General features: G+C 61.8%; 1 protein-coding gene and 1 pseudogene. Both read left to right on the forward strand.

Going from position 1 to position 1,623, the window contains the following annotated elements; translation table 11 throughout:
* Nucleotides 1-231: hypothetical protein (locus OM960_RS25330; protein ID WP_264773925.1), on the forward strand; the 231-nt coding region annotated here is incomplete at its 5' end.
* Nucleotides 232-623: 392 nt separating this feature from the next.
* A pseudogene (locus OM960_RS25335) lies at nucleotides 624-1,506 on the forward strand (IS5 family transposase); the annotation flags it as partial.
* Between the last annotated feature and the right edge of the window lie 117 nt (nucleotides 1,507-1,623).

The following is a 1,623-nucleotide window of genomic DNA, read 5'->3' on the forward strand; positions in this document are numbered from 1 at the left end:
AAAATCCTCCCACCCTCCCTGTCGCCAGAAAGGGCAAAAAGTGGCCGACTTTTACGCCGCCCGCAGCCGGATCATCCCGCCGCTACCGTGGCCGACTATTGCTCCGCCGTTCTCATACTGACCGGCGAGTTCCATTTCCGTGAAGGACATGTCGTATTCGACATTCTCACCGCTTGGTGCGGCGTCACTTATCGCCGCCAGAAAGTCGGAGATCGGCATTCCAAGCCCTAAACCCAGTTTGTGCCCGCTTCGGAGCGCGTTCAAATCCGTTCGGAACCAACCGAATGGAGCAAAAGCCCCCCTTCGGTGGTTCAAGAAAGATCACCAATCGCTCAGGGAAGCAAACAAAAACTCTTCGACGTTTTTCGTTCCGGACGGCCGAGCCGGACAACGCGAGAAAGCGGTATCGCGATCCGCAGAACACATGCCTGGCTCATCGGCAGTTTGGGCTGCGTCGAGCGAACTGGCGCAGCCCACGGCAGGCACGGCGTTCAGAGACGTTCCAGCACCTCAACCCGTCACAGCTTCGTGACAATCTCCTCCGGCTTGTGCTGCTTCGCGGCTCTGTTGCACAAATCCTGTAGGGGATTCATCTCGTGAAACCAGCGTGATAGCTGGGGTGCATGAGCAGACCGACCCCACCGACCTACAAGATCAGGAACTGGCCAGCCGACAATGAAGCGCTCAAGCGCCGCGGCTCGCTGACGATCTGGTTCGATCCTGAGATGAGCTGGGATGCCGCGCCGACAGGTCGGCGTGGCCGTCGGCAGAGCTACAGCGATGCCGCCATCCAGACTTGCCTCGCGATGAAGGTGCTGTTCGGCATGGCGTTGCTGCAGACCACAGGCTTCGTCGAGAGCCTGCTGCAACTGGTCGGCCTGAGCTGGACGGTGCCGGACTTCAGCACGCTGTCCCGTCGCCAGAAGACCTTGGCCGTCAACATCCCCTACCGTGGGTCCAAGGGGCCGCTGCACCTGCTGATCGACATCGAGCCGGTGAGCGCCACCGGTTCGAGCGAACCGGCGAGGGGGGATCAAGGTCGAGGGCGAAGGCGAGTGGCATGCGCGCAAGCATGGCGGCCCCAAACGGCGCGTTTGGCGCAAGATCCATCTCGGGATCAACGAGCAGACGTTGGAGGTTCGTGCCGTCGAGATCACCGGGAGCCATGTCGGCGATGCGCCGGTACTGCCTGACCTGCTCGGCCAGATCCCGGCGGACCAAGAGATCGGTAGCGTCACCGCAGACGGTGCCTACGACACCCGCAAGTGCCACGATGCGATTGCTGACCGCGGCGCTCAGGCCGTCATCCCACCACGGAAGAATGCCAAGCCGTGGAAGACTGTCACCGCCGGGGCGGTCGCAAGAAACGAAGCATTGCGCGCCTCGAAATACCTCGGCCGCGCGCTCTGGCGACGATGGAGCGGATACCACCGCCGGAGCCGCGTCGAAACGAAGATGCACTGCGTGAAACTGCTGGGCCAGCGGCTCATGGCGCGGGACTTTGACGGCTAGGGTCAGGACCCATTGATCTGCTTGAAGCTGCCGCCGCCGGGTGATTCAAGGCTCCAGACTGACGGGGTTGATGATGAGCAATCTTTTCTGGCTGACGGACGAGCAGATGGA

This window comes from Defluviimonas salinarum (genome assembly GCF_026013545.1).
In the GTDB taxonomy this organism is placed as follows: domain Bacteria; phylum Pseudomonadota; class Alphaproteobacteria; order Rhodobacterales; family Rhodobacteraceae; genus Albidovulum; species Albidovulum salinarum.